Source organism: Neisseria sp. P0019.S003 (assembly GCF_051957115.1).
Taxonomy (GTDB): Bacteria; Pseudomonadota; Gammaproteobacteria; order Burkholderiales; family Neisseriaceae; genus Neisseria; species Neisseria flavescens_D.
Genome location: NZ_JBQCWT010000047.1, coordinates 1 through 518, shown reverse-complemented (window position 1 = coordinate 518; position 518 = coordinate 1). Strand labels below are relative to the sequence as shown.

At 55.8% G+C, this 518-nt stretch carries 1 protein-coding gene; it reads right to left on the bottom strand.

Features of this window, described 5'->3' with window-relative positions:
* Positions 1-518 (bottom strand): LpxL/LpxP family acyltransferase (locus ACTHTS_RS11015; protein ID WP_440370057.1); only part of this gene is annotated, 518 nt, incomplete at both ends.

Genomic DNA, 518 nt, shown 5'->3' with positions numbered 1-518 from the left:
GTATTCGGTGTTTTCATTGATAATCTGCGCGTCGTGTTGTTTGTCGCCGTTCAGCTCGCCGCGCATAGGCTCGATGTGCAGTACAAATCCTTTGCCGTTCGGCAAACGCTCGCCGCAGAAAAACAGTGCCTTTACGCCTTTGACTTGCGCCAGTTTGCCCGCCAGTGTCATGGTGTAGGCGTATTTCCCGAAAAACGGCACCCAGACGCCGTCGCCGCCTTCTTCGGGGGAGGGGGCATGGTCAGGCAAGACAATCGTGGCTTCGCCGGAGCGCAAAGCCTTAATGACTTGTTTGACCCCTTGAATATTGGTGGGGGCGGTTTTCCCTTTGCCGCGAACGCGCCCCGCCTGCATAACAGAATCCAAGGCTTTGATTTTGGGTGGTTTGTACATGGCAGTCAGCGGGAACGGAAGCTGTTGGCTGATATAGCGTCCGGCGAGGTCGTAGCTGCCGATGTGCGGGGTAATAAACAACAGTCCTTCTCCGGCGTCCAAAGCCGATTGGACATGTTCCCAAC